General features: G+C 33.0%; 23 protein-coding genes and 3 pseudogenes. 18 read left to right on the top strand and 8 right to left on the bottom strand.

Annotation, left to right across the window (positions count from 1 at the left end):
- Positions 1-349: 349 nt before the first annotated feature.
- Positions 350-1,348 carry a hypothetical protein gene (locus AAGD29_RS04580; RefSeq protein WP_341758696.1) on the top strand — a complete coding sequence of 333 codons (999 nt, stop codon included), beginning with the start codon at positions 350-352 and terminating at the stop codon, positions 1,346-1,348.
- 11 nt (positions 1,349-1,359) lie between these two features.
- On the opposite strand, the gene AAGD29_RS04575 is transcribed toward AAGD29_RS04580, so the two are convergent.
- Positions 1,360-2,466 (bottom strand): ISAs1 family transposase, encoded by a 1,107-nt coding sequence (locus AAGD29_RS04575; RefSeq protein WP_341757404.1) that lies wholly within the window; start codon positions 2,464-2,466, stop codon positions 1,360-1,362.
- A 503-nt stretch (positions 2,467-2,969) separates the two neighbouring features.
- On the opposite strand from AAGD29_RS04575, the gene AAGD29_RS04570 reads away from it, so the two are divergent.
- The 3 genes from AAGD29_RS04570 (at position 2,970) to AAGD29_RS04560 (ending at position 4,811) form a co-directional block, all read left to right on the top strand.
- Complete coding sequence (locus AAGD29_RS04570; RefSeq protein ID WP_341758695.1) at positions 2,970-3,428, top strand: hypothetical protein; 459 nt, start codon at positions 2,970-2,972, stop codon at positions 3,426-3,428.
- 72 nt (positions 3,429-3,500) lie between these two features.
- On the top strand, positions 3,501-4,034 hold the full coding sequence (locus AAGD29_RS04565) for a hypothetical protein (protein WP_341758694.1): 534 nt from the start codon (positions 3,501-3,503) through the stop codon (positions 4,032-4,034).
- A 297-nt stretch (positions 4,035-4,331) separates the two neighbouring features.
- Positions 4,332-4,811, top strand: coding sequence for a DUF6444 domain-containing protein (locus AAGD29_RS04560; protein WP_341758693.1), 480 nt, complete (start codon positions 4,332-4,334; stop codon positions 4,809-4,811).
- Here the strand turns inward: AAGD29_RS04560 and AAGD29_RS04555 are convergent.
- Positions 4,797-5,129: a hypothetical protein gene (locus tag AAGD29_RS04555; protein ID WP_341758692.1), complete on the bottom strand. Its 333-nt coding sequence runs from the start codon at positions 5,127-5,129 to the stop codon at positions 4,797-4,799. The two genes, AAGD29_RS04560 and AAGD29_RS04555, sit on opposite strands and share 15 nt — an antisense overlap.
- 78 nt (positions 5,130-5,207) lie before the next feature.
- Positions 5,208-5,486 carry a transposase gene (locus tag AAGD29_RS04550; RefSeq protein WP_410521180.1) on the bottom strand — a complete coding sequence of 93 codons (279 nt, stop codon included), beginning with the start codon at positions 5,484-5,486 and terminating at the stop codon, positions 5,208-5,210.
- Between the two features lie 269 nt (positions 5,487-5,755).
- On the opposite strand from AAGD29_RS04550, the gene AAGD29_RS04545 reads away from it, so the two are divergent.
- From AAGD29_RS04545 to AAGD29_RS04510, 8 genes are all read left to right on the top strand, one after another.
- Positions 5,756-6,712, top strand: a complete 957-nt coding sequence (locus AAGD29_RS04545; protein ID WP_341758691.1) for an IS110 family transposase — start codon at positions 5,756-5,758, stop codon at positions 6,710-6,712.
- A 131-nt stretch (positions 6,713-6,843) separates the two neighbouring features.
- Entirely contained in the window at positions 6,844-7,797 is a 954-nt protein-coding gene (locus tag AAGD29_RS04540; protein ID WP_341758690.1) for a transposase, read from the top strand.
- Between the two features lie 601 nt (positions 7,798-8,398).
- Positions 8,399-9,148 (top strand): reverse transcriptase domain-containing protein, encoded by a 750-nt coding sequence (locus AAGD29_RS04535; RefSeq protein ID WP_341758689.1) that lies wholly within the window; start codon positions 8,399-8,401, stop codon positions 9,146-9,148.
- A 7-nt stretch (positions 9,149-9,155) separates the two neighbouring features.
- Positions 9,156-9,800: a hypothetical protein gene (locus AAGD29_RS04530; protein WP_341758688.1), complete on the top strand. Its 645-nt coding sequence runs from the start codon at positions 9,156-9,158 to the stop codon at positions 9,798-9,800.
- Positions 9,801-9,808: 8 nt separating this feature from the next.
- Positions 9,809-11,617: a Sca4 family protein gene (locus tag AAGD29_RS04525; RefSeq protein ID WP_341758687.1), complete on the top strand. Its 1,809-nt coding sequence runs from the start codon at positions 9,809-9,811 to the stop codon at positions 11,615-11,617.
- A gap of 2 nt (positions 11,618-11,619) precedes the next feature.
- Entirely contained in the window at positions 11,620-11,898 is a 279-nt protein-coding gene (locus tag AAGD29_RS04520) for a hypothetical protein (RefSeq protein ID WP_341758686.1), read from the top strand.
- Between the two features lie 139 nt (positions 11,899-12,037).
- A complete protein-coding gene (locus AAGD29_RS04515; RefSeq protein WP_341758685.1) occupies positions 12,038-12,385 on the top strand; it encodes a hypothetical protein in 348 nt (115 codons plus the stop codon).
- Between the two features lie 252 nt (positions 12,386-12,637).
- Positions 12,638-13,294, top strand: a complete 657-nt coding sequence (locus tag AAGD29_RS04510) for an HD domain-containing protein (RefSeq protein ID WP_341758684.1) — start codon at positions 12,638-12,640, stop codon at positions 13,292-13,294.
- A gap of 27 nt (positions 13,295-13,321) precedes the next feature.
- Here AAGD29_RS04510 and AAGD29_RS04505 read toward each other — a convergent pair.
- Positions 13,322-13,441 (bottom strand): annotated as a pseudogene (locus AAGD29_RS04505) (IS5/IS1182 family transposase); the annotation flags it as partial.
- Between the two features lie 265 nt (positions 13,442-13,706).
- On the opposite strand from AAGD29_RS04505, the gene AAGD29_RS04500 reads away from it, so the two are divergent.
- The gene (locus tag AAGD29_RS04500; RefSeq protein WP_341758683.1) at positions 13,707-14,060 is read left to right on the top strand and encodes a hypothetical protein; all 354 of its coding nucleotides are present in this window, start codon (positions 13,707-13,709) and stop codon (positions 14,058-14,060) included.
- 384 nt (positions 14,061-14,444) lie between these two features.
- Here the strand turns inward: AAGD29_RS04500 and istB are convergent, their stop codons facing one another.
- Positions 14,445-15,155, bottom strand: a complete 711-nt coding sequence (istB, locus tag AAGD29_RS04495) for an IS21-like element helper ATPase IstB (RefSeq protein ID WP_341758432.1) — start codon at positions 15,153-15,155, stop codon at positions 14,445-14,447.
- Positions 15,156-16,652, bottom strand: coding sequence for an IS21 family transposase (gene istA, locus AAGD29_RS04490; protein ID WP_341758682.1), 1,497 nt, complete (start codon positions 16,650-16,652; stop codon positions 15,156-15,158).
- Between the two features lie 319 nt (positions 16,653-16,971).
- Between istA and AAGD29_RS04485 the strand changes: the two genes are divergently transcribed.
- The 4 genes and pseudogenes from AAGD29_RS04485 to AAGD29_RS04470 all read left to right on the top strand — a co-directional run.
- Positions 16,972-17,577, top strand: coding sequence for a TraE/TraK family type IV conjugative transfer system protein (locus tag AAGD29_RS04485; RefSeq protein ID WP_341758681.1), 606 nt, complete (start codon positions 16,972-16,974; stop codon positions 17,575-17,577).
- A 27-nt stretch (positions 17,578-17,604) separates the two neighbouring features.
- Positions 17,605-18,345 (top strand): type-F conjugative transfer system secretin TraK, encoded by a 741-nt coding sequence (locus AAGD29_RS04480; RefSeq protein WP_341758680.1) that lies wholly within the window; start codon positions 17,605-17,607, stop codon positions 18,343-18,345.
- 1 nt (position 18,346) lies between these two features.
- The gene (locus AAGD29_RS04475; protein WP_341758679.1) at positions 18,347-19,690 is read left to right on the top strand and encodes a TraB/VirB10 family protein; all 1,344 of its coding nucleotides are present in this window, start codon (positions 18,347-18,349) and stop codon (positions 19,688-19,690) included.
- A gap of 103 nt (positions 19,691-19,793) precedes the next feature.
- A pseudogene (locus AAGD29_RS04470) lies at positions 19,794-20,383 on the top strand (IS5 family transposase); the annotation flags it as partial.
- A 5-nt stretch (positions 20,384-20,388) separates the two neighbouring features.
- Here AAGD29_RS04470 and AAGD29_RS04465 read toward each other — a convergent pair.
- The gene (locus AAGD29_RS04465; protein WP_341757979.1) at positions 20,389-21,429 is read right to left on the bottom strand and encodes an IS630 family transposase; all 1,041 of its coding nucleotides are present in this window, start codon (positions 21,427-21,429) and stop codon (positions 20,389-20,391) included.
- Between the two features lie 66 nt (positions 21,430-21,495).
- On the opposite strand from AAGD29_RS04465, the pseudogene AAGD29_RS04460 reads away from it, so the two are divergent.
- Positions 21,496-21,600, top strand: a pseudogene (locus AAGD29_RS04460) (IS5/IS1182 family transposase); the annotation flags it as partial.
- Between the two features lie 10 nt (positions 21,601-21,610).
- Here the strand turns inward: AAGD29_RS04460 and AAGD29_RS04455 are convergent.
- Positions 21,611-22,374 (bottom strand): IS5 family transposase gene (locus tag AAGD29_RS04455; RefSeq protein ID WP_341757859.1). Its coding sequence is split into 2 segments (ribosomal slippage): positions 21,611-22,039 and positions 22,042-22,374, totalling 762 coding nucleotides; the frame shifts between segments, so codons are not numbered across the junction.
- Positions 22,375-22,431 lie beyond the last annotated feature (57 nt).

The following is a 22,431-nucleotide window of genomic DNA, read 5'->3' as shown; positions in this document are numbered from 1 at the left end:
TCTTATTTCTTATCTTAACTTTTTTCCACTCCTTCTTATGACTTTTTCAACAGTCCGTCTTGACTTATACAACTAATTATCTTTCAAAACATAATTAAGGGTAAATGTAAAAGTTTACCAAAATTTTGCCCCTACTTTTGAATGCTCTCCATATTTTGACTTGAAGATCCATCCATGAAAAATACAATGATTATAAATCAGTTAATAATTATAAATTAAATTGCATAACTTGTTGCTTTATAAAAACAAAATATGTTAGTATAGGTAGTTTTAAATCAATTGAAAATAACTAGAAATAAATTAAATATGCCGTCTAAACAAAATCTCAGATGTAAAAAGGTGATAAATTATGGAAACTGTTCAACAAGAAATCTCCCAAATTAAAGCCCTACAAATTATAAAAAGACAAAAATGGTATATTAATAATTTCATAGAAAAGTTGTTTAAAATAAACATGAGTCAGGACGTATTAGTTGATATTGTAATCAATGATGACCCTATTAATCCAAGTGATAACCAAACTACAATAGTAGGACGCCCAAAAATGTTAGGAAGTTCAACAAAACAAATGCGTCATGTAACACCATATTCTTTTATAGAAGCAGCTATTAAAGAAACAATTGTAGCAACAGAAGAAAAGAATGATTATATATCATACATAAATGATGTATCAGAAGCTATTAAACTGCTAATAAAAAATAAGGAAGGTATCTGTTTAACTATAGATCAGTATTCTAAATTGAGATCTAGTATTACATCCGAAGATAAGGAATCTAAAACATTTAAACTATCGACCACCATTAATGAATATTACTTAATATACAATGATACACTTATAGAACAATTTGAGTATTGTAAAGATTTTTCACAAGATGAAAAAAATAAAGCTAAAACAGATTTTAGTGCTAAATTTGAGAAATATATTACTTATGGTATAAAATATCTTACTGAAGAAATATTAGATCCAAAAGATGTTAACACCATAACCATAGTTTGTGAAGGAATTGCAAGAATAATATTAACCTTATTTAATCAAGAAAAGTATGCTGCCTTCCCTGAAGAAGGAAATTCCCTAAAAGAAGAAATCCGTGTATACAAAACTAAAAACGATGCAGAAAAAGCATTAAAAAATGGATATGGAGTATATTCTCATAAAGAAATTACTAAAGAAATAAGTGTGCCACGTATTAAAACTAAATATGATTCATGTATTAGAATCGTAGACAATGAAGGATCAATAGTAAAAAAAGTAGCAAAGGTATTAAAGATCATACACTCATTAGTGTATCATAAATTATCAGGAATATCACATAAAACAGTACAAGAGGATTTAGACAGGGCGATTTAAAAGTCGCAACTTTAAGTTGTCATAACCTTAAATAGTTTGTGTCTATAATTATTAAAATTTTCTCTGGTTTCAGTAATTTTGTTTGAAAATAAAGTTATTACAGAAATAGTTATTGTCCGGAGTAATGACATTACCAAGGGAGCCTTTCCTATACTTATAGTTGACTTATCTTCCCCAAAAACTGTATCTTTGACCCAATTTAAATTATTCTCACATGACCAATGATTCTTATTGAACTTTAGCAAGCTCTTTGGATTAAACTCGCTTCCGAGACTTGTTATCATAAACACATTCTCTTGTTCATAGCTATTAGTTTTATTTTTCTTATCTCGCTCTCGGCTAATTTTACATATTTGTTTGATGTGCCGAAAGCCGTTCAGATATTCAAATGGCATATCAATTACCTCAATTTTTCTTCTCTCTATTCTCCCATGTTGTAAATCGGTATTTTCTTCAAAACTCCTGACTTCTTGCCCTTTTTCTGCTATTTCATCAAAAACTTTGCTGCTATAATAATGCAAATTAGGTTCATTACTTTTCAGAGTAAAAGCAAATTCTCCTTCTTGTTTAACAACTTCTTCACATATATCTTCATGACAAAATGATGCATCTGCTGTCACAATTTTTCCCTTAATATCGTATTCTGATAAAAACTCTAGCATAGAACCATACTCGTTTTTATTTTCTATTTCTATAAAGCCAGTAATAGCTTTAAGCTGGCTACTAAACCCAGTCAAAATTTGCCTTTGCTCTTCTTTCCCATGGCTATTGCTACCACACAGGGTTTTTCCATCAATATGAATAACATCATAACCTATGTTCTTAACTTGGCATATATATTGGATTAGTTCTAATATCACTTCCCTTAAACTCTCTGGAGAAATTTTACGGATAATTAGTGTTAAATTACTATAGCAAAGTGCTTTATTCCTATTAAAACCTAACATTACCAATTCTTTTGGGCTAAAACTTTTAGCAAATCTAGAAATAGATTTTAAATTATTTCTATTACTTAATAAACCTACTACTATAAGTTTTATAACACTCGCTGCACTATATCTCTTACCACGAGCTTTTCTAAAATCTTTGACTTTTTCTAGAGATAAAGATATACTCATAATGCTCCGTTATTTATAGTTGAAAAATCTTTAACGGAGTACTTATACTATTATCATCTATTATATTCTAGATTTTTCTTTACTTTCATCTAATTTTTTAAAAATTTTTAATCGTTCTACATATTAGCCAGAAATAATTAACGTTCAGGCTACAATCCTTGCAATATAATCATTACAACGGCAAAATATTATCCAAACTTTTCAAGCTTATACCAAATATTCTTACTACAATTCTATCACTTTCCCTTCTAAACCCAAGCTAATATTAGATTATAACTCCAACAGATATTTAATCTTTAGTTGCGACTTTTAAATCGCCCTGGGATTTAGAGCATCAAAAAGAATATAACGAGAAATATAATTTTAAAGTAAATGATCAGAATCTTAAATGTCAACACAAGTATAATGAGGATATTAATAAAAGTAATTTATTAGATGTTTTCCCATACCACATAGTAAAACATCTATATTCCGTGTTTGATTTTAAACCTTTAGAGGGAAGGGTGTTAGCCCCTAAACAAAAAGGGGATGAAAGAACAATTACAGTGTATCCGTCTGCTACTGGTACAAAAAAAGCAGAATACATAGCACAAGATGGAACAATATACAGGGAGTTACAATATAATTCTAGGAAAGGTTATAACGATAACGCAATATTTCGTTCAGAACTAAGTGATGAAGCAACTAAAAATGTCTTAAAAACCAAAATCGTTAATCATGTTATTATTTCCCTTTTACCTTTTCATGGATTGGAAATAGGATGCATATTCGATGATGAAGGACAATGTAAAAATACCACAATACTTCAAGCCCTTTGTGAGTTAACAAAAGTAAATTATGAATCAGAAGGAATAAACTTAGATGATACATGGATGATTAATGTACAAGACGAATGTTCTAGATATTTTTCTGAGGCATTAGGTAATGTATCACAACCTACAGAAGTTAATTATGATTTATAATATCTAACTGATATAAATATGTGACTTCTGAAATAATATTTTAATTATAGCAACACAATAAAGGTTAACTGTATGTATAAAAATGTTCCTCCTAAAGCACTAAAAGCAGCTTATTCTGAATTTTTAGTTACTAAACTTCAAAGCAATGATATGCAATCTGTAACAGAATGGGTAGAAGAAAGTTTAGTAAATGATAATCCTAATATTGATGCTACTCGAAAAATTGCTTTTTATGAAGCAGAAAAATCACTGATTACGTTATATATTGCTGAAAATAACTTTGAGAAGTTAAATATACTTATTAATGCAATTGATAATAAAAAATTTAAAGATGATCCAAATCATCAAAAATTAAAGGTAAATGAATGCAGAGTTTTAGCAGGTGCTATAATAGAAGCAAAAAAATACTTAGATGAAGACAATAGTATACACAAAGATCTCCATAAATTATTAAACACTAAATATCAAGAACTAACAGATGAAGGCTATAAAAATAAAATATCAGAGATGATAAATGAAGCATTATCAATTATTTCTTATGCACCATCAGAAGTTGTTACTACTATGGGTGATGATGGAGCAAGTGTTAGTATGACAGATACTTAATAGCACACAATAACATGCGAACTATAATGTATAAATGGATGCTGCAATAAATATAAGACAGGAGTTTCGCACTTAGCAAAATTGCGTATCGAGTCTATCAAAAAGTTCATATGCGTCAAGTTAAGGAAGGTTTATAAGTTCAAGAGAAGATAAAGTAGATTTTTGAGTATGTCAGATTGTTTGTGTAAGTATGATATTGGAGTTAGCGTTCACGAGTATTTGAGATTAAAAAAAGTAGTTGAAAATAGGTATAAGATTTTGTAAGTTATAGTATAGATAAATTATAGTGCATTACTAATGGCAATTGATCTAGAAGAACAAGTTACAGAATTAACATTAACACAGCTGATATCACAAAATCAACAGTTATTACTTGAGAATGAAAGATTAAAACTGCAGATCGTTCAACTTAAAAATATAATAATTCAATTACAGGATAAGCTAAATATAAATTCTAGAAACTCTGGTCTTCCTACTTCTTCTGAAGTTTATCGAATAGAAAAGAAATCAAGACCAAAAAGAGACAGGAATCCTGGGACCCAAGTAGGTCATAAATATAATAGCTATCAAAAGAAAACTCCTGATATAAATATAGATATTATTCCTGACGAAGAAACTTGCGTATGTGGCAATCTATTGGTATTGGAAGAGGAATATAGCACATATCAAAAATATGACGGTAATGTAATAAGTGATAGGTATGGGGTTTATAATAAGTTTGACAGTAGTAAACGTCAGATATGTCTAGCTCACCATAGTACCCTACAATTTTTGTAAAGATGGTAGTAGGGTAGAAAAAACTTTTTGTTTGGGAGGTATTAATAATGTGGATATTAGCTGCGTTATGGCTGTTGTAGATTGATAAAAAGCATTTTTGATATGATCAAAGCCATAGGTAAATAATGAAAACAATTGTCTTTCAATGGGTCTATCAGAAAGATTGTGTAAGTAATTTAATAATTCCCTTTTTTCAGCAATTGTCGAACCTCTAATGATATCAGAGTTAGTCCATCTTTGATCGACATTTGCCCATTTTTGGTCATCAGTAGGTTCTGTCAGATTCTTTGTGTAAGTATGATTTCTCCATTTGCCCAATTTTGTAAATTAGTATCACAAAGGATTGCAAATTGGTTTAAAGCTATCGCCCAATTCTTAATAGGCATTGTCCATTTTTTAGGCATTTGTCAACGCTAAAAAAATTATTTTCTGAATCGATTTGTCATCTGGAAACACCCCTTTATTTTTGATAATTTTGCGAATTTGACGGTTAGTGGATTCAATAGCATTTGTCGTGTAAATCGCCTTTCTAATGTCTTCCGGAAAGCCAAAAAATGGAGCTATACCAGACCAACTGCGTTGCCACATATCAAAAATAACTGGATATTTTGTATACTTGCAGCAAAATTGCATAACTTTATCTAATTTTTTTGCTAGTATGAATTTTTTATACATTTGGGGTCCATACTTATAGTACCCTTGTATCTTAAATATTGTCTTTAGTGAATAACTATAAGATACTTAAGAAAACTTAAGTAAGAAAGCTAGTATACAGATAGTACCCTTAGGACAAAGATCCTGCTGTAGATAAGTAACTAGCTTTCTAAATACTCATAAGAGATCGGACGGTATTCTTAGGCCATGAAACTTTGTATTCAATAGAGCCTGTATTCACAAGGTTGATCCTTGAGTATTCTATTAACTATTAACATAAAAGGTAACTAATGAATAGTACAATTTTAGGTATAGATATCTCTAAAGCAACATTTGATGTAGCATTACTTCATAATAATAAAACAAAAACTAAAAAATTTGACAATAATTTACAAGGATTTGGTACATTAAAACAATGGTTATTAACCAATAAAATTGATACCGTGCATGCTTGTATGGAAGCCACAGGTTGTTATGGAGAAAAATTAGCACAATATCTTTATGATAATAACTTCAAGGTGAGTATAGTTAATCCAGCACGAATCAAAGGTTTTGCAACCAGTAGGTTATCTAGAGTTAAAACTGACAAAGCAGATTGTCAGTTAATTGCCCAATTTTGTAAAGTTATGCAACCTGATTTTTGGCAACCAACAGCGGTTCATATCAGAGAATTACAACAATGGGTAAATCGTTTAGATGCTCTAATTGCTCATAGGAATCAAGAAACTAATAGGTTGGAAAGTGTGAGTGATCTTGTTAAAGCAAATATCCAAGTTCATATTGATTTTTTAGATAAACAGATCAAAGAAGTAGAGCAAGCAATTAGTAGACATATTAAACAACATAAAGACTTAAGTGATAAAAGTAAGTTTCTTGAATCAATTCCTGGAGTAGGAGACAAAACAATAGCTATAGTACTAGCTTTTTTAGGTAACATAGAAGCTTTTGATTCTGCAAAACAAATTGTTGCTTTTGTTGGTCTTAACCCCAAACCAAGACAATCTGGTTCTTCCGTACGTGGAGTTAGTAGAATATCTAAGACAGGAGATGCAGATTTACGGAAAGCTTTTTATATGCCTGCTGTAGTTTCTATGAGATTTAATCCAATAATAAAAGATTTTAGCCAACGTTTAAGTAGTGCAGGAAAATCTAAAATGGTTACAGTTGTAGCTGCTATGCGTAAGTTGTTACATATTATTTATGGTGTATTGAAAAATGAGACAGTTTTTAATGAAAATATTATTTAATAATAAATTTTTATAAAATTCCTAAAAAATTGTTGACACTCAAGACGGTATCTACAAATTTGAGATGATGCAGAAGAATGGTTGATTTAGAGGGGTGTGAAGTAGTATAAGGTAGGTATTTTTGGAACAAAATGCATAATATACTACTTCAAGAATTTATTTTATATATAGACGGAAATAAATCAAGATTAAAATGTTTGGTTGGTATGGTAATTAGTTTGCTGACGGGCAGTTCAATTTATCAAAAAGGTTTAGCACTTGGTATTTTAGGTGATGCTAAAGCAACGTCAAAAACTCATAGAATTTATCGTTTTTTAAAAGATTTTAATTTTGATTATATGAAGGTTGGCTCTTTGCTATTAAGCTTTTTTGCTTCAAAAAATTATGTTGTAGCAATGGATAGAACAAGTTGGAAATTTGGTAAATCCGATATTAATATTTTATTTTTAGTAATGGTAATTGGTAAAATGTCGGTGCCAATATTCTGGAAGACTCTGCTGCATGGTGGGGGGTGTTCTGCAGAATTTATGAAGGAATTCTTGCAGAAATTTATTAATAATTTTGGTGTTGAAAGAATAAAATATTTGCTTGCTGATCGAGAATTTATGAATAAAGAATGGTTAGACTTTCTGATAAATAACCGTCTAAAGTTTGCTATTCCATTAAAAATGGATCACAAAATTCGTCTTACAAAAGGTTTAAGAACTTTAATCATTGAAAGAATATTTAGTGATGTTAAAGCCTTAGAGTATAGGGCTTGTAGCGGTGTGTTATGGAATAGAAAGGTTAATTTTACCGCATATAGAAATGATAAGAGCGAGCTGATGGTTCTGGTGTCTTCAATTGAAATTGAGCAAGATGTTTTTGCTTTATATAAATTTCGTTGGAGTGTTGAACGACTATTTTTGCACCTAAAAAGTGGTGGTTTTGATATTGAAAAAAGTCACATTGTAAATTTGGATAGATTTGAAAAATTATTAGTGATAGCTGCTATTGCTTCAGCTTTAATAGTCAACAATGGACTAATACAAAATTCCTTAAATCCCATCCGAATAAAACGGCACAAAACCATTGAAAAACAATAGGCTTCTTTCGAAACTAGACAATGATGTAGAATGGTGTTATAAATATCTGATTTGAAGTAATAATATGAAATTCGATCAGATTAAAGAGTTAGAGGATGATGGTGCTAGGCAAAGCGGGTAAAATACAGTTGGTGGGAATCCAACCTACGCAAAGTTTAGCCAACAGCGTAGAACCAAATTTCACACATAGGGAGGTAACGAATTATGTGAAGCTGAGAGGAGGGATGTAGTGGGTTGTAACGCAAGTGAAGGATATAAGCTCCGAAATCTACAACATCGTAGAGGTTGACATGCTTCATCTCATGGAAAACAGAATGTGTAGTTGCGATAAGGCAAGCAACTATTGCTCTACCGGAGTCTCAGACCACGACACGCTACAAGATGGAATTTACCTGAACCTAGGAGATCCATTGTATTCTTACGCAAGTGAGTACTTTAAAACAAGCTGTCAAGAGCAAGGATTAAAGGATGATACAATGGAAGTCGGACTGACCCATAGTACTTTGAGCATGGGAAAGCCATGTACATGGGGAAGGGGTCAGCAGTATAGCGTTAGTATAAGTACGCGTAATTCACTAATACACAGAGGTTAGAGAGTAGGATGGAAGGTAAACTTAAACTTATATCTGCTAAAGCTAAGGAAGATAAGAAGCTAAAATTTACAGCACTTGTGCATCATGTAAATAAGGAGAATCTTATTAAATGTTACAAAGAACTGCAAAGAAACAGAGCTTGTGGCATAGATGAAGTAACGGTTGAAGAATATGGCAAGAATCTAGAGGAGAATGTAGAAAACCTTGTACAGAGACTAAAGGATAGAAGCTACAGAGCTAGTGCAGTTAGAATGGTATATATACCTAAAACTAACAGCAAAGAAAAGCGAGGGCTTGGTATTTCAACAGTTGAAGATAAAATAGTGCAATTAGCAGTAAAGAAATTGTTAGAAGCAATATATGAGCAAGATTTTCTAAAATGCTCTTTCGGATTTCGACCTAACTTAAGCTGTCATTCAGCAATAAAAGCCTTAAATGAAGTGGTCATGAAAAAGCCAATTAACTATGTTGTAGAAGTAGATATTAGAAAATTTTTCGATAACATAAATCATTATTGGTTGCAAAGGAGTTTAGAAGAGAGAATATTAGACAAGAACTTTATGTGGCTAATAAGAAGGCTTTTAAAAGCAGGCGTAATCAAGGATGGTGTTGTTAGTAGCAGTGATCAAGGTACATCGCAAGGCTCAGTAGCAAGTCCAATACTTGCAAATATTTACTTACATTATGTCTTAGATCTATGGTTTGAGAAAGTCTTTAAGTCAAAAACTAAAGGCTATGTTGAGTTAATAAGATACTGATGATTTTGTGGTGTGTTGTGAAAGTGCTAAAGATGCAGAAGAATTTTTAAACTTACTACAAGATAGGCTAAAAGGTTTTGGATTAAGCATATCAGAAGAGAAAACAAGGATGGTTAAGTTTGGTAGACGTCCTTGGCAACTAGCAAGTAAAAGGAAAGAGAAAGTGGAGACATTTAACTTTCTCGGTTTTACTCACTATTGTGGGAAAAGTAGGCAAGGATACTTTGTAATGGGTCATAAGACTATGAAGAGTAGCTTTGCAAGAAAACTAAAAGAAACTCAAGAATGGTTAAAGTCAATAAGATCTCAAATACCTTTGCAAGAGTGGTGGCTAACACTAAAATCAAAACTAACAGGACATTATAATTATTTTGGTATTAGCGGTAATTTTCAATCGATCTCTAAGTTTTACTACAGAACTGTACAAATGGTACATAAGTGGATAAACCGAAGAGGTAGTAGAAAAGTAAGCTATAAATGGTTTAATAACTATTTGCAGTGGAATCCGCTACCAATGCCAAAAATAAAGTTTTCTTTATATGGTATTACTTCAAAGCAGAATAGCTATATTGAAGAGCCGTGTGTGGGAAAACCACAAGCACGGTTCTGTGAGGGCTATCATAGCAATGAAACTTTATTAATTAAAGGATAGTAAGAGCTATGATTTCTACTCGGCAAGATAACCCACAACCCACTAATATTCCTCAAGGGGATAGTAATGAGGTTATAGAACAAATAGAAGAAGCACAAGACTTAGTTGTTTTAGCTAATTCAGTCAGTAGTAGCAGCTTCTTTGGTAAAAAAGAAGAATTAGATCCTATCACTGAAGCCATAAGGCAAGAAATCCTGAAAAAACAGCGGAATATCTTAAAAGATTATATCGCTGCGAATCTTGATGTAACAGTACATTACCATGACGATCAGGAATTTGTCAAATATCTCAGAAATGTTAATAATAGTGCAATAATTAATCAAGCATTTCTAAATAGTAAAGTTAAAGCTGAGCTAGAAAGAACAGAGATAGCAGGTTATAAGAAAATTCACCATAATTTTGCTGATCGATTCCATACAATAAATTGGCAAGATGGTGATAGGCAAACCAATATCAGAAGCCAAATAGTAAGAAATGATTCAGGTAATGAGTTAGCTACTATCAAGGAAACAACTCATAAAATTAATACTCTAGTCTCTTTGTCAGATGGCACTCTTAAGCAAATCAATAACTATCGAACCATAGACCTACCAACAGAATTGGTAAATAAAAGCGGTCCTATGCATTTGTCATTAGCTGTAAAAGATGAAAATGGTCGAAATATTGCCTTAGACCGAGCAGTATATTTTACTGCTCATTATGATAGTCAAGGTAAATTGTCAGAGATCAGTAGTCCAAAGCCAGTAAGATTTAATGGTGAAGGAGATGAGGCAATAGGCTATATAGAACATCTAGGACATGTCTATAGTTTGCCAGTAACCCAAGGTAAATATCGAGGAATGATGCTAGCTTTGGAGAAAAATAAGGGACAAGAAATCGACCTCTCTCAAAATATCACTACTGCTCAGGATATGATAGTTACTGCTAATATTGTAAATAGTGATTTGTCAACGCAAGAAGAAAAAAAGACATATCATCATGATAGACAAACATTAGCCGAAGAAACATTAAAGAAAACAACAGAGCATCATGAGTTAGCAAAACGACAAGCAGAATCAATATCACAGGAAATGCAGTTAACAGAAAAGAGTGATAATGTTGCTAATCGACAATTATTTGAAAAAATGTCAGAAGATTCTCAGTATATCCATGACATGTCTCCTGAGCAGGCAATTAGCAAATATCAAGCAATCTTAAATGAATTACAACCATTAACTAGCTCGCGAGAAAAAGAAAGAAAAGCATTATACAAAGTTGCTGAGCTATGTCCTGATCTAGCAGCTAAGTCAGTAGCAAGACATTATGATACTCATGCAGTAGTATATCACAAAGAAAAAACAGCAGATGCAAGTAGTACGGCATTAGAAGAGTTAGAGAACCTTGTAAAAATATGTGGGGGGTATAAGAAATTAGGCTTAACTCCGGTAGAGAAACAATTAGCTGAACTTGATAAAATACGACGACAAGGAGAGAAAGATGTAGACAAAGTAATGACCAAGATAGAAGCAGCTGATAAATCTTTTTATGAAAAACTGAAGAAAATACAACTATCGGCTGATGCATTACCAGAATCTAATCCTGATAAAGAAAAATTGAATATTTTTGTAAAACTAAAGCTAGAAGCACAAGAGTCAATTAACACCAGTAAACCGCTACTAAAAAGCAAAGAAAGAGATGAGTCTTTAAAAATGGAAACTGAGACAACTAAAAAAGTAGATCGTATGATAGGAAGATTTATGAGTAGATATTCTCCATCTAATACACCACCACCATTAAATAGATCAAAACTACAATTAAATAACACTAAAGGGAGGTAACTATGCTAGGCAAGCAATTTTTATATAGTAGAGTACTTAAGTCTGATACATCAATGCATGTTCAAGAACAAATTCACAACTATTTAAGTAAAGAATATCAGATTGATTTTGACAAAGTTTTAAAAAATTATGACTCAGACATGTCTATGTTGGAGACAGTTAAAAATATTGAACTTTCAGAATTCCAAGAAATATTTAATAATAGCCAAAAAAATACCGCTTGGGATTTATATTTACATTTAGTGGCAGGGAAACAAGAGGTTGCTTCATATACTCGATGAAAATCAACAATTGCGTTGTTGTTGTCCAAGACCTGCGGTGCTCACGTACTAATGTACGCTGTGCTCCTCGGCTTGGACACTCCTAGCACTTGTTGATTTTGATCTTCGTCTACCAACTCTTCATTTACGAGCAGTATATTTGTCAGAATATTTAAGAAAAGGTTATGGTACTGTTAAAGATGAGTTCCTTGCTGATTTAACTCTGAGCATAGGAGCCGAGCTGGGAGATCAGGACTCAATTAAACTAACGGAAAAAATATCAATATCATCTCAAATACGAAATGTAGCCAAAGAATGTTTACTAGAAATCATCCAACATAAATTAGGGGTAGAAGGTAGAGAAATATTATGTGATGAGATGATGTCCAGAGGTAAAGCATTTGCTTATTTTGTTGAGGAATTATCAGGTCATTCCTATTATCAAACTATCCAAGACTTTGGAACAGCCGGAGTAAAATACTGGAGTAATTTTGTTGAGCCAGCATAGTATTGTTTATCTGAAATCTCAGAAGAAGTGTCAATAACAAGGGCAGGAGCATTACATGATCAAGAATGATCTAAGATATTAGGGCTTATAGCCAATAGCTAACCCGATTAGCACTACTTCGTCATTGCGAGACCACGTAGTGGTCGTGGCAATCCATTATTCATTATATTGGATTGCTTCGTAGCTACTAAAGTAGCTCCTCGCTAATAGACTAAGCAAGCTTCAGAGTAAACATTCAATAGGGAGTCGTTTATGACCGGTAAAAAAGTCATTATCCTGCTACATTCGTTACATGAGTCTCATAGCCAGCAACTACAAGGATTCTTGAAAAAGGAGTTCTTAGATAAAATTAAAGCATGTAGTAAAAGGCACAGTACCATAATAGATGTTCCTGTTGTAAAACTGGCATTAAAATACGTTATCAAACACCAGGCAGATCAGAAACGACACTCTGGCGAGTCATTTTATCATCATCCAATACAGGTTGCATTAATAGCATCCGGAATTTCGTGTAAAACTGAAATAATAGCAGCATCTTTATTACATGATATTGTAAAGGATACAGCACTTACTATTAGTCAGATACGGTTTTCATTTGGCACAAAAATAGCAGAATTAGTTGACAAACTGACGAAGCTTGATGATATTGCAATAAAAAAAGTAAAAATTGAAGGAGAACATGCCTTGCAGAAATTACGTGAGTCAGAAGATATAGATGCATGGTATATCAAGCTTGCTGATAGGTTACATAATATGCAAACTCTTCATTACATTAAGTCAAAAGAAAAACAGAAAAGAATCGCTTTTGATACTTTAAAGAACTTTATACCGTTGGCAAAACTAGCTCGAGTAGAATGGATAGAACAAGAACTATACACATTAGCTATCAAAATATTAGAGGAGAATTAATACAATTTATTTATTTTTTATTAAGAGTTTAGTCAAATTGTCTCTTTGCCTCAAAATATCCACCATCCTTGAGAATGTCACCTTCTTTACTCCTGTTAATCGACGAAACTGTTCATCCTCCAAATCTTTAACCTGATCGAATTTCATTATTACTCCAAATCAGATACTTATAACACCTCTCTTCCTTAAAGTCTAGTTTCGAAAGAGGTCTATTATCTTTAAAAATACGACAACATCAAACACCAATACTTGGCAATTGAAGGGTATTGTTTTCTAAGTATGTAGTCTTCAAAAATAATGGGGGAAAATGCCCCCTATTTATTTTTAAAAGGATCACATAATTTATTACTTAATGTTTAGTTACACCGTTTACTACAGAGAAAGTAACAAAAAATAACAAAAGAGGAAAATTATGGTCGATTCAAAGAAAATACTAGGCACAAGTCAGAAAATAACTAGCAAACAAAATTGTCTAGATGACAACTGGAGTAAGAGTTTCTTATATCTTAGTTATGGAATAATTGGCATTTTACTTACCCTTATTACATCAGAAAGTTTAGCAGTAGATTTAGGTAAATTTGGTAAAGGTGTAACTGAACCACTGGTAAAATTTGCCGCAGATTACTGGGTTTATGGAGCTGGTATTGGTGGTATTACCACAGCCATTATGTCTGAAGGTGATGGTCGTGTTCGGGTATTTCGTGGCGGTACAGTTTTTATAGGTAGCAGTGCTGTTTGTATGGGCATACTTGCTGCTATGGCTTAAATCAAGTGTAAATTGTGACAATATTGTTTTTTACTTGTGAGATTCAATTATGGAAAGAGTACGATTTAATAATTGCTTAAACAAACACGTTAGATTTTGGAACATATCTATTGGGTCAATAGTAGGAGGCATTAGCTTTGGGTTAATCATTTTATGTTTTAAAGGCGTGTTATGGTCTTTTGCTGGTGGTGCTATTGGTTTTGCTGTAAATTGTAACGAACTATTGACCCACTATTGTAATGAACTATTGACCCACCAAACCATACTAAAAAATAAAATGAATTATAGTTTTTTGATCAGATTTTAACCATTATTAAAATTCAGATTCAGATAATATTTAACTATACTCAGTTGATGATTTTTTTATTACAATATTGCTCTTTACTAATTTACATCTTTCCCTCCTCTAAAACTTTTATTACCAGTTTCTATGATTTGACAATGATGTGTTAATCTATCGATAATTACTTTTGTTGCCTTAGCATTACCAAACATATCACCCCATTCTTCAAATCTCAAATGGGTAGTGATGATAAGCGAAGACTGTTCATATAATTTAGCAAACAGCTCAAATAATAAGAATCTAGCCTCGGCTTTTATTGGTACATAGCCCAGTTCATCTATCACAATAACATTGAATCTCTTAACTGAATCGATGAATTTGCTTTCATAATTATGCGTTCTAGCATTGAGTAATTGGCTAGCTAATTCATTTAAAGTGTAGAACCTCACCCTGTAACCCTTTTCAACCGCAGTAAAAGCTAAACCAATTGCTAGATGAGTTTTTGCAGAACCAGAACCACCTATGATCATGATATTCTGATGATTATCAATCACTTTTTGTATATCAATATTCTCAACCAATTTAGCTTGGCATGTATCTGATAGTAACTTTATGGTTGGAAACTTAGCTAACTGCAACCTATAATGCAGAGAACGTGACTTTTTATATTCACACTCTGCTTCAAGCAGTTTCTTTAACACATCATACACACTAGTAGTAGGGGCATCATTTGTTAAATTACTTGACTCAGATAACAGCATCTTCATACCTGCTAAACCTAATTTGTCTAATAACGATATTAAATCTTTCATTTAATTTACCTCCGTTGTTAAATGCAACTTGCTATAGATACTGCAATCAGCATCAGGAGGATTTTTTAGCTGAATAAACTCAGTCTCTTGGATATCTAGTTTCATTGCTGGTTGTAACAAATATTGCTCAACTAATTTAGAGCTACAGCCGCCAGCAACAATTGTTAGGTTACAAGCATTGGTTACCTTTTCTAATCCATACTTATTAACAAGTAGTAGGATATCTATAAATTGTTTATCACCATCCTTGTAAGTCTCTAACTTATTTCGTAATTTGCCAAATATCTCAGGCAACAAACTCATTAACTCTTTGAACGGTCCACCATTACGTAAAGCACCGGGTTTACGTTCTAGAGCTGCTATATAGTGCCATGGATTATAAATCTTCTGATAGCGTTTAAAACTACGTACATGCTCTGCAATAATCTTGCTTTCATGTAAAATTACTATCTGCCAAGCATAGGATTTAATCTGTACACTAAGTCCTACATATTCACATGGGACACTATACATATTGGTGTCGTATTGTATTAAACTCAAAGGTGATACGGTCGTTGGATGTAATCTATAACCCGTAAACTGCCCTCTATATCCTATTAAATATGCCTTCTCTTCCTCATATATTTCTAGAATCGTTCTTTCTGTAAATTCAGGATGTCTTTTAGTTTTAGCCCACTCTATAGACATCTCTCTTAGCTGAATGTTAATAGCTTCATAACTATCTCCTTTCAATATTGGAGTAAAAAAGTTACGTCTAGTGTCTCCTACTTGTTTCTCAACCTGTCCTTTCTCCCATCCCGATGCTGGAGTACAGGCAAGTGGCTCAAATAAATGGTGAAAGGCCATTTGGATAAACTTCTCGTTAAAGATACGATCCTTGCCAATCAATATTTTTTTGACAGCCGTCTTCATATTGTCATAAATACCATTCTTACAACAACCAGCAAAAAACTTGAAAGCTTGATCATGGGCATCCATAACCATTTCCAGCTGCTCATTAGGATAAACCACTACCAAAGAATAACGACTATAGCATAGCTTTATTCTCGCTGCTTTAACTCTAGTAACCTCCCCATTTAAACATATTTCTTCCTCTCCCCAATCAAACTGGAATGCTCCTCCTAGCTCAAAATTTAGTGGTATAAAAACTTGCTTACCTTTTGCTTCATGATCTCTTCGGAATCTTCTAACTATTAGATTCACAGATTCATAACTACCTTGATAACCTGATATCTTCAGCTGCTGATGTAATTTCTTGGCAGTCATTCTACGCCTAACTGGTTCTTTGATATTCTCTGCTAATAGCTGATTTAACATCGCAAGATATTCACCTAAAACTGGCTTAGCTTTACTATATTTAGCTAATTCAAACTTGGTCGCATTACTGCGTATAACCTTTTTAACAGTATTTTTTGATATATTAAGCTCTTTGGCAATTGCTCTAATTGCCTTGCCATCAACATGATACATTTTACGTATCTTTGAAATTGATTCCACGATAAACACTCCCTAAACACTCCTACACATTATTAACAAATTATTAATTTATGTAGCAGCTACTATTTCTTTTTAGGTGGGTCAATTCTCTTTACAATTCTTGCTCTAAATGGGTCAATAGTTCGTTACAATTTACATTTTGCTATAGGTGGTTGGTTTATGCATCAATGGTGGCTTGGAATAATCCAGCGTTGGCTCTATTGGCATCTACCACTGACTAGGCTGATTATATCAGCTAATTTACCAGAGTCTCATGTAAGGTTGCTTATGTAGTAATACTAATTTAAATGTAAATAGATATGAATAAGCAGAGATAAAAATGGAAAAGATAATAGCAATAGGTAACATCGAGCAAGTAGCAAGACAGCGAAATTTGTTTTTAATACTGACGTTGCTGCTTTGCCTAACTGCTTTAGGACTATCAGTTAAATTATTGACAAACAATGAGAAAGTAATATTGATGCCAAGTCTTATCCAAGAAGTATGGATTAGTAATAATGGAGTCTCCAAAGGATATTTGGAAGAAACAAGTTTAATGTACCTACCATTATTACTAGATTTAAATCCTGAAATAATAGATTACAAAGCAGGTATCATATTTAAATATATTTCTCAAAGTGATGCTACCTATATGAGAAATATTCAAAGTTATTTTGCAGATAGCAAAGAGAAGTACAAAAAATTTGCCTTATCAACCTACTTTTCCATCAAAAGCTTGGAAGTTGATAGTAAGAATTTGCAGGTAATAGCCGCTGGCATGCTAACCTCAAGGTTTGGTGATAAGGGCTTTGAGGTTAGTCTTGCTTCTTATCAATTATCTTATGAATGGGCAGGTAGACAGCTAAGACTTAAAGAATTTGTAAGAATCAAAGAAGGTCAAGAAACGGCACAACATAACAAAGAAAATGATAAAGATAAAAAATAAAGGATAAGAAAAATAAGAGAATAAATAATGATCAAAATAATACTAATAATTGCCATGATACTAACGAGTAATGCAGCACTTGCAGCACAAGAATTTGAATATATAGCTGGCAATAAAATCAAGGCTAAAATAAGTGCAAGTAACGTTAATAGAATAGAGTTTGGCAAAATAGGCATAGCACAAATTATTGGTGATGAAAGCAAGTATAAAATAATAGCGGATAGCAAGGCACAAAACATATTTTTATTACCGAAAATTCCAGTTGCTCAGACTTTGGAGCTAGCCTTAGTCAACTTTTCTGGGAATGTTGCTGATTTAATACTTAAAGTGGAAGATATGGAAGGGCAAATTATCAAGATTTCCATGGATAGTTTTTATAATAAGCCATCCAATGGTTTTCTAAATAATTCAGCTGTTAACAATAAATGCTCAGTAAACACCCAAGAACAAGAAATTGCTGGAATGATAAGGAACATGATTGCTGACAAGGAAGGTAAATATTACGTTACTCATATAAAAAGAAAAATTGACCGCTTACATAACATAGGACTTTCCATAGAGCAAGATAGGATTTACCATTTTGGTAAGCTTATTGGAGCAAGACTAGTAGTAATCAACAGGAAAGCTCAAGGCTTAGTTCATCTTAAAGAAGTAGATTTTAGTAATCTATTTGATTTTTGTTTAGCTACCACTATCGACAAAACCATACTTCTTCCTAAAGATAAAGGATTTGTTTGGATAGTAGCAAAGGAGCAAGATAGGGACTGATATGACAATATTTGCAAAGCTTAAAGAAAGACTCTCTTTTTTATTAGGGAAAAGCAAAATAGTAGAGAATATACAGCTCAAGGTTTCAGATAAAGTTCCAGTGGTTAGTTCGTTTATAGCTGATAGTCAAAAACAGTCGTTAGATACAACTAATAATAAGGATATTAGACGTAAACAGTATAATTTCTTGTTACTGCTTTTGGGTGGTAGCATTATTACTGTACTTGTTCTAATCAACATAATGCAAGGAAAAATTAAGCACAAAGCAATTATTAATGATAATACTAAACCTAAATTAGAAGTAGCAAGTGAAGCGTTAGACCCGGAGAAAATGTGGCACAACCACTTTGAAGATTTATTAAACGACAATAGGCGTAAATTTGATGAACGCTTACAGTTAGCAGAAACAAGCTTTAGAGAAAAAGAACAAAAGCTACAAGAAGAGATAAAATTAGAACTAACTAAAATGCAGATTCAACTAAATTTTGCTAAAAATGAGCTGATCAGTAGCACAGAAGAATTAAAAAGAATGCGTCAAATTCACCAAGAAGCAGAGCAAAATACAAAAGGTAAGGATTTTGGCAGTGATGTAAATATTGGTGTTATAGACTTAAATGGTGAAATAGAATTTGATAAACCAAAAGATACTAAGATTTATATCCCTGAAACTTCTTATGTTAGTGGCTATTTACTTGGTGGTCTTGCAGTATCTACTGCATTAAATACCCCAGATGAACATGCTACTCCAATAGTAATTAGACTAACAGAAAGAGGCAACTTACCCAAGAACTTTAATCTTGATATTACTACCTGCCGTATTTTAGGTAGTAGTTATGGTGACTTATCCAGCGAAAGAGTAATTATCCGCTTGGAGAAAATGGTTTGTATTGATCCAATCACAGAGTTAGTAACTGCCAGTAACATAGCTGGAATAGTGCATGGGCCAGATGGTATGAATGGCATTAAGGGGAAAGTAGTAGCTACGAGCAGTAAGCATATAAAAAATGCCCTAATAGGTGGAGTTATTAGCGGGCTTAGCCAAAGTAGTAAAGGTCTAGATAGTATGACTATCACCGGCCTTGGAGCAATTGCTAGCCCAAAGAAAGGTTTTAAGGATATGGTAACAGATGGTATTCTCTCAGGAACATCGAATGCTGCTGAGAAAATAGCTGACTATTACTTAAGAATGGCAGAGAACATGTCGCCTGTTCTTACTATACCTAGTGGAGTAAAGGTAGATGTTGTCTTCATGAAAGGCTTTTTTGTCGGAGAATTAACCACCCATAAAAAGATAGCCAAGGAAAGAACCAAAAAACCAACAAATAAACAATACGGAGAACAGTAATGCAAGGAATATCAAATATTTTACTGATTATTACATTAGGCTTCTTTCGAAACTAGACAATGATGTAGAATGGTGTTATAAATATCTGATTTGAAGTAATAATATGAAATTCGATCAGATTAAAGAGTTAGAGGATGAAAAATTTCGTCGATTAACAGGAGTAAAGAAGGGAACATTCTCAAAGATGGTGGATATTTTGAGGCAAGCTGATGGTCTTAAGAAATCAAAAGGTGGGCGTAAAAATAAGCTCAATTTGGAGGAACAGTTGCTGATGGTCTTAGAATACCTTAGAGAATACCGTACTTATTTCCATATAGGTCAGAACTATGGGATTAGTGAAAGTTCAGCATATAAAGCTGTTAAATGGGTAGAAGACACCCTAGTTAAACACCCAAACTTTGCTCTTCCAGGTCGTAAAGCTCTAATGAAGAGTGATATGAATTATGAAGTAGTCTTGATTGATGCTACTGAGAGTCCTATAGAAAGACCCAAAAAAAACAAAAATTCTATTATTCAGGAAAGAAGAAAAGGCATACACTAAAAACTCAAATAGTGGTAGACAAGAAAACACACCAAGTAATATGTACAGATTTTTCTAACGGTAAAAAACATGACTTTAGATTATTTAAGGAATCCAAAATTCTTATCCATCCTAAGGTTAAAGCGATTACTGATACAGGATATCAAGGTATACTCAATTAACCTGAAGAGTTGCAGAAATGGTTAACGGTAATAGTTTGGAAATTATCGTTTATTAAGGTACGTAACCTATCTTTATAATCACCGATGTTGCTAAAAAATTTGTTTATTGCTTCCGAAAATTGTTCAAAATTATGATAAAATTTATTATTAGTTGTAATACGGTGCATAAACTTCCATAATCTCTCAATTGGGTTCAGATTTGGACTATATGATGGCAAAAATACTAGCTCTATTTTCGTATTTACTAGGTATTCCTTGACTTTCTTGGATTTGTGGTAACTAGCATTGTCACAGATTAAATATATTCTCTCCTTGTCACTATTCTCCTCTTCTAACTTTTGTAAAAAATTAACTATCTGCTCCCCATTTATTTTGGGGTTCTCTGTACTTACTAACTGCAAATCGGCTAGGTTAATAGCACCAATCATGTGCTTTCTTTTCCAGCCACTGAATGTTGGTAAGGTTTTATCTTGGTTCTTTCTTATCCAACCACACCTTGCCCTTGCTTGATACTGAGGATGAACACCATCCATAAAATATATAGCTTCCTTATCTCTGAGATTCCCTTTTAGCAAACTGTAGTTTAACTTAAATAATTCTTGCTTGTCAAAATCCAGCTTAGCCGGTACTATTTTCGGCTTCTTGTAAACAAATCCCAGTTTGTATAGTAATTTTGTTACTCCCGTTATCGTATATGTCACACCATATTTGTTCTCAATGTGATGCATAATATCTTTCGCATAAACATAATTATTTGCTTCTAGGTGAGTCACTAATTCTGTCTTCTCACCATCACTTAATTTGCTTGCACTACCCCCATTGTCGGTATTAAGCTTATTGGCTTTTTGATAATCAACAATATGTTTTCTTATCGCTTCGTGGCTCAAGAGTAGTACCTTAGCAATCTCTACATTACTATACCCATCGTCATACATCAAAACTGCCTTAATACGATCACGTATGCGTCCGTCTCGTTCTGTCTTATGACGTTCCTTCAACTTTTCTCTTTGTTCTTCTGTCAATACATTCTTACTCATAATGTCCTAAACTTTATAATATCTCTCCTATCTTTACAACTCTTCATTTATGAGTAGTATATACAAAAAATTCACAATAATTCTGAATTACCAAAGAAAAAAAGCAAGAAAAATCCTTTAACTAAAAATGATAAAAAGAATAATCGTAGGTTAGCAGGAGAAAGAGTTCTAGGGTGTGTCATCAATTGAGCCAAATTACCATGGAAGCCATATAAACAGCACCCAAAAAGTTCTGAGATGTTTTGTCAAATCGTGTTGCAATAGCTCTATATTGCTTCAATTTTGCAAAAAAGTTCTCAATCAAATGCCTAGCTTTATATAGGTCCTTATCATACTTAGCTGGATTCACACGATTCTTCTTTGGGGGAATCACAGCTATACATCCCTTATCTTTCAGCTTATCTCGCATACGTACATCGGCATCATAAGCCTTATCAGCAAGTACAGCATCCGCTTTCGTCAATTCATTCATCAAAACATCAGATCCTTGCAAATCATGAGCTTGACCCGGGGTAAGATGGAATCCCGTTGGATTCCCTAGAGCGTCACATGTGGCATGGATTTTAGTACTCAGCCCCCCTTTACCTCGTCCAATTGCTTGGTCATCATCTAACTCTTTTTTTTAGCACCGGCACTATGTTGATGAGCCCTAACAATGGTTGAATCAATCATGGCATACTCGTTATCAGCATCTTCAGCCAGCATCTCAAAAACCTTTTTCCACACACCTGTCTTGCTCCACCTTGAATGACGTAGGTGAATCACTCGAAAATCTCCAAAACGTTCAGGTAGGTCTCTCCAAGGTATACCAGCCCTATATCGATACAAGACTGCTTCTACAAATAGGCGATTATCCTTGGCTGTTACACCAACAGACTCTTCCCTTCCAGGTAGCTTATCTTTAATCCGATCCCATTGATCGTCACGTAGAGCATATCGACGCATAGAGAAAATTTATCCTTAATTTTTTCTCTATTACACAACAAATAAACGCTCCTGTCA

The organism is Candidatus Tisiphia endosymbiont of Ditula angustiorana (assembly GCF_964026425.1).
Classification (GTDB): domain Bacteria; phylum Pseudomonadota; class Alphaproteobacteria; order Rickettsiales; family Rickettsiaceae; genus Tisiphia.
The sequence above is the reverse complement of the archived record's forward strand: the minus strand, read 5'-3'. Positions and strand labels throughout refer to the sequence as shown.

Coding starts and splice junctions, on each gene's coding strand:
- AAGD29_RS04580 (WP_341758696.1), top strand. CDS start 350: ATGGAAACTGTTCAACAAGAAATCTCCCAAATTAAAGCCCTACAAATT.
- AAGD29_RS04575 (WP_341757404.1), bottom strand. CDS start 2,466: ATGAGTATATCTTTATCTCTAGAAAAAGTCAAAGATTTTAGAAAAGCT.
- AAGD29_RS04565 (WP_341758694.1), top strand. CDS start 3,501: ATGTATAAAAATGTTCCTCCTAAAGCACTAAAAGCAGCTTATTCTGAA.
- AAGD29_RS04560 (WP_341758693.1), top strand. CDS start 4,332: ATGGCAATTGATCTAGAAGAACAAGTTACAGAATTAACATTAACACAG.
- AAGD29_RS04550 (WP_410521180.1), bottom strand. CDS start 5,486: ATGTATAAAAAATTCATACTAGCAAAAAAATTAGATAAAGTTATGCAA.
- AAGD29_RS04545 (WP_341758691.1), top strand. CDS start 5,756: ATGAATAGTACAATTTTAGGTATAGATATCTCTAAAGCAACATTTGAT.
- AAGD29_RS04540 (WP_341758690.1), top strand. CDS start 6,844: ATGCATAATATACTACTTCAAGAATTTATTTTATATATAGACGGAAAT.
- AAGD29_RS04535 (WP_341758689.1), top strand. CDS start 8,399: ATGGAAGGTAAACTTAAACTTATATCTGCTAAAGCTAAGGAAGATAAG.
- AAGD29_RS04525 (WP_341758687.1), top strand. CDS start 9,809: ATGATTTCTACTCGGCAAGATAACCCACAACCCACTAATATTCCTCAA.
- AAGD29_RS04520 (WP_341758686.1), top strand. CDS start 11,620: ATGCTAGGCAAGCAATTTTTATATAGTAGAGTACTTAAGTCTGATACA.
- AAGD29_RS04510 (WP_341758684.1), top strand. CDS start 12,638: ATGACCGGTAAAAAAGTCATTATCCTGCTACATTCGTTACATGAGTCT.
- AAGD29_RS04500 (WP_341758683.1), top strand. CDS start 13,707: ATGGTCGATTCAAAGAAAATACTAGGCACAAGTCAGAAAATAACTAGC.
- istB (WP_341758432.1), bottom strand. CDS start 15,155: ATGAAAGATTTAATATCGTTATTAGACAAATTAGGTTTAGCAGGTATG.
- AAGD29_RS04485 (WP_341758681.1), top strand. CDS start 16,972: ATGGAAAAGATAATAGCAATAGGTAACATCGAGCAAGTAGCAAGACAG.
- AAGD29_RS04480 (WP_341758680.1), top strand. CDS start 17,605: ATGATCAAAATAATACTAATAATTGCCATGATACTAACGAGTAATGCA.
- AAGD29_RS04475 (WP_341758679.1), top strand. CDS start 18,347: ATGACAATATTTGCAAAGCTTAAAGAAAGACTCTCTTTTTTATTAGGG.
- AAGD29_RS04465 (WP_341757979.1), bottom strand. CDS start 21,429: ATGAGTAAGAATGTATTGACAGAAGAACAAAGAGAAAAGTTGAAGGAA.